Genomic DNA, 3,682 nt, shown 5'->3' on the forward strand with positions numbered 1-3,682 from the left:
TCATCAGTTATCTCAAATCCCTTAACTGTTATTTCAGCATCACCGAATTTGAAGGATTGTCTGAAAATCGGCTTTTGTGTCAAATCAAAGAATTCCATCTCATAATCCTCAATGCAAAAAGGCTCAAGAATATATCTTGCATTTCCTGGATAAACGTTATTCATGAATGGATTGTTTTCAAATATCAAATCTATCCAATATTTTTGATCGTCTAATTTATGGGCTTCACCGCTAATTCTGATGGATTTATTGTCCTTCAAGCTTAGATAACTGACTTTGGGATGATTCATGATTTCTGAATAGACATGCTTTCCACGACCGGTTAAAAAATATATCCTATCATCTTCAATATGCATTATATCAATAATTCTTGACTGAGGATTGCCATTATCATCAACAGTGGACAAAACTGCATCAATCACTTCCCTCAACTGTTTAAAACATTCTTCTTTAGTAACCATATAAACTACTCCAATTTAAATATAATCTTTCCCTGAGCCATGTTTGACTCCATCAAAGCATGTGCCTTTCCAATATCTTCCAAATTATAGAATACCCTTGAAATTTCAGGTTTAATGTTATTTTCAACAATGAAATCAAATAGACTGTCCATTATCTCCTGTGTCGGATAATTGCTGAAAAAAGAAGTGAGGTAACAGCCATTTGGAATAATCTTGATTGGATCGAATTCATCCATATACTCAATACCCCCCAAAACACCTGTAACACAGCATATTCCTCCACTGTTAAGGCATTTCATTGAATCTTCAAGAGTTTTAGGACCAATCAGTTCCAATACTTTATCACATTTTAATCTTTCAGCCAAACAACCATCATCAGCAAAACACTCATCAGCACCATTTGACTTTAATATGTCAAATCGCTCCTCGCTTCTGGACGTTGCAAATATTTCACATCCCATTTGTTTTGCAAGCTGAATTGCAGAAAGTCCCAGTGCAGATGTTGCTCCTCTGATTAATAGAGTATCCTCCTTTATAAGATTAAGTGACATTAAAGACCCGTAGGCAGTGAAATAAGTTTCAGGAATTGCTATTATTTCCTCCAATGCCAATTTGTCAAAAACCTCTTTATCAATTTTAAAGACAATTTTTTCAGGAAGCAAAGCATATTCGGCATATCCCCCATCAAAGCTTCTTCCCATTCCACCCATAAGTGCAGCTATCCTATCACCGTTTTTAAATCGAGTATTTGATGAGTCAACTACTTCACCAACGCATTCAATACCTGGAATTACAGGCAATTCAATATAATCCTCATCAGCTTCATAATCCCTTAAAATTACTTCAGCCCTATTAATTCCAAAGCCTAGAACCTTAACTAAAACCCAACCATCCTTAACTTTAGGAATTTCAACTTCGCTAACTTCCAGCTCATCCGCATTACAAGTTTTCTCCAAAACAACTGCTTTCATCATAACACCTCTTTCCAGCATTGAGGATCTGGCGAATACATATCATGGGTTGTTCCGTAGCTTACAGCAGGACACCCTCTGCAAAATCTCAGCAATTCGCATCTGCTGCATTTTTCAAATTTCTCAAATTGTCTGTATTCGTCCATATCATCACCCATGAAAATATCATATACTGATTCATTTAAGGCATTTCCAACCTTGCTGTCCATTCTGCGACATGCAAAGACATCACCTGACGGTAAAATTGTCAAATGACTGTTTCCACAATTGCATCCGTCATAGACAACATCATCATTCAAATTTTCCGGAATCTCATATAACCCTTTTTCATATAAGAATAATGTCCATAGATGATCCTTTAGTGTAAAAAATGTTTTGCTGTCTTTATATTCATTGTATTTTTTCCATACCTTTTCCAAAAGGTTCCTATATTCTTCAGGAGTCATTTGTGTCGCCTTTTCAAGGCTTGTCGGACAATATCTTGCAAAACTGAATAACCCTGCATTATTTTCAACAACAACATCAATCAAATCAGGAATCTCATCAATGTTTGTCTTGGAAACTGTGGTCATGATGCTGGCCCTGACTCCCGCATCCTGCAGGGTTTTGATTTTATCCAATGTAATGTCAAACGAACCGGGTTTTCTAAAATAGTCATGGGTGTCCCTTAGACCGTCCAAAGACAGTTGATATTGTCTGCAGCTTAAGCTTTTAAGTCTTTTTGCAACTTCATCTGTAATGTGGAAAGGGTTTCCCAGTATTGAATAATGAATCTCCTTTTCGTGCAACATTTCAAGCAATTGCCAAAAGTCGGGATGGAGAATCGGATCACCTCCAGTAATGCTGAAATATGGTGTCCTGTTTGTTTTCCGGCAGAATTTTAAGCAATTATCCAAAACAATTTTCATATCCTCATACTTCATTGTTATTAATTCCTTGTCGTTTTCCTCTGAAAAAATATAGCAATGTTTGCATCGCTGATCGCAGTCGTCAAGGATGTGCCATTGAAATGCAAAAAAATCGGCCATAAAAAACAACTCCAAAAAATAGTATAATAAAAAAATAAAAGATTTAAGATTGAAACAATCTTAAAATCTGTCTGAACCACAAGCAGTGGTGATATCTGATCCGCATGCAGTGTTAATATCAGAACCACAAGCAGAAGCAGTCACATCACTGCCACAAGCAGTGTTAATGTCAGAACCACAAGCGGTAGAAATTACATTTTGTGCGATTTTTGATGAGAAAAATTTCTCATTATCATTCCATGCATTAAATTTCATAATTTATCTCCTTAAATTTTAATAAAAGTCAAACTTTTATTTAATCATAATATATTTCAACAGATATAAAAAGAATAAAGTTACTTCCAGGTTACTTAAAACTAATTAATATTGATTAACAAATATTATAACAGTTTTAGGAGACATTACATGAATAATGATAAAAAAGCAGGAAAATGCCCAATGGAACTTGCCATGGAATTGATCAGCAGAAAATGGGTTATTCAAATATTAAGAGATATGTTTTTTGGAAAAAAACGTTTCAATGAATTTAAAGATGGAAAACCTAATCTATCCAATAAAGTTTTAAGCAATTGTCTAAAAGAAATGGAAGAAAACGGACTTATCACTAGAAACAGCGATAAAAATAACCAAAGTATTGAATACACATTAACTGATAAAGGAAAAAAACTTAATAAGGTAATTTATGAACTCGCAATGTTTACATTAACTACTGATTTGGGCAATGAATTCTATGATGATGAAACTAAAATCGAATTAGAGAACATATTCAAAAATACATTGATAAACAATTAGGTAATGGAACATATTCATTGCCATTAACCAATCCATATAAAGTTAATATTATACCAACACTATACAAAATATAAGCCCCTACCTAAAAACAGCCAAAACAGCCTTAAAAAATAATTAATTAAAAAACTCTTTTTATGAAAATAAGAATGAATAATAATTTATTAACCTATTTAATAACCGATGCCAAGTTATCATATGCTGAAAGAAATATTAAAGTTTAATAGATATTATAAAGATCATAAATCATTTAAAAAGGATTTTGCCCGTATACTATACAAAATATTTACTACTTTTAGCTCTCAAATTATAATATAAAACTAAGAAACATATATATTTTTTATTCTTTTATATTAGAAACACGACATGATTTCAATAGCATGATTGTTTTAAAAATGTGCTAAGTAGTAAATAAAGTCGGAGGCCAAGCGGT

Annotated in this window: 5 protein-coding genes; 1 reads left to right on the forward strand and 4 read right to left on the reverse strand. The window is 33.1% G+C overall.

Annotated elements, in window-relative coordinates; genetic code table 11:
- The 4 genes from ACKI32_RS07935 to ACKI32_RS07950 all read right to left on the reverse strand — a co-directional run.
- Positions 1–461 (reverse strand): pyridoxamine 5'-phosphate oxidase family protein (locus tag ACKI32_RS07935; protein WP_407415211.1); only part of this gene is annotated, 461 nt, incomplete at its 3' end.
- 5 nt (positions 462–466) lie between these two features.
- Positions 467–1,435: a zinc-binding dehydrogenase gene (locus tag ACKI32_RS07940; RefSeq protein WP_407415213.1), complete on the reverse strand. Its 969-nt coding sequence runs from the start codon at positions 1,433–1,435 to the stop codon at positions 467–469.
- Positions 1,432–2,460, reverse strand: coding sequence for a radical SAM/SPASM domain protein, ACGX system (gene acgM, locus ACKI32_RS07945; RefSeq protein WP_407415215.1), 1,029 nt, complete (start codon positions 2,458–2,460; stop codon positions 1,432–1,434). The genes ACKI32_RS07940 and acgM overlap by 4 nt, the downstream gene beginning before the upstream one ends.
- 60 nt (positions 2,461–2,520) lie before the next feature.
- Positions 2,521–2,715 carry a hypothetical protein gene (locus tag ACKI32_RS07950; protein ID WP_405310298.1) on the reverse strand — a complete coding sequence of 65 codons (195 nt, stop codon included), beginning with the start codon at positions 2,713–2,715 and terminating at the stop codon, positions 2,521–2,523.
- A gap of 150 nt (positions 2,716–2,865) precedes the next feature.
- Here ACKI32_RS07950 and ACKI32_RS07955 point away from each other — a divergent pair, with 150 nt between their 5' ends.
- The gene (locus ACKI32_RS07955; RefSeq protein ID WP_407415218.1) at positions 2,866–3,252 is read left to right on the forward strand and encodes a winged helix-turn-helix transcriptional regulator; all 387 of its coding nucleotides are present in this window, start codon (positions 2,866–2,868) and stop codon (positions 3,250–3,252) included.
- The last annotated feature ends 430 nt before the right edge of the window (positions 3,253–3,682 follow it).

The sequence above is a fragment of the Methanobrevibacter sp. genome (assembly GCF_045611865.1).
In the GTDB taxonomy this organism is placed as follows: domain Archaea; phylum Methanobacteriota; class Methanobacteria; order Methanobacteriales; family Methanobacteriaceae; genus Methanocatella.

What these genes read in the sequence shown, in the direction of transcription:
- ACKI32_RS07940 (WP_407415213.1), bottom strand. Translation starts at nt 1,435, where the DNA reads ATGATGAAAGCAGTTGTTTTGGAGAAAACTTGTAATGCGGATGAGCTG.
- ACKI32_RS07955 (WP_407415218.1), top strand. Translation starts at nt 2,866, where the DNA reads ATGAATAATGATAAAAAAGCAGGAAAATGCCCAATGGAACTTGCCATG.
- acgM (WP_407415215.1), bottom strand. Translation starts at nt 2,460, where the DNA reads ATGGCCGATTTTTTTGCATTTCAATGGCACATCCTTGACGACTGCGAT.
- ACKI32_RS07950 (WP_405310298.1), bottom strand. Translation starts at nt 2,715, where the DNA reads ATGAAATTTAATGCATGGAATGATAATGAGAAATTTTTCTCATCAAAA.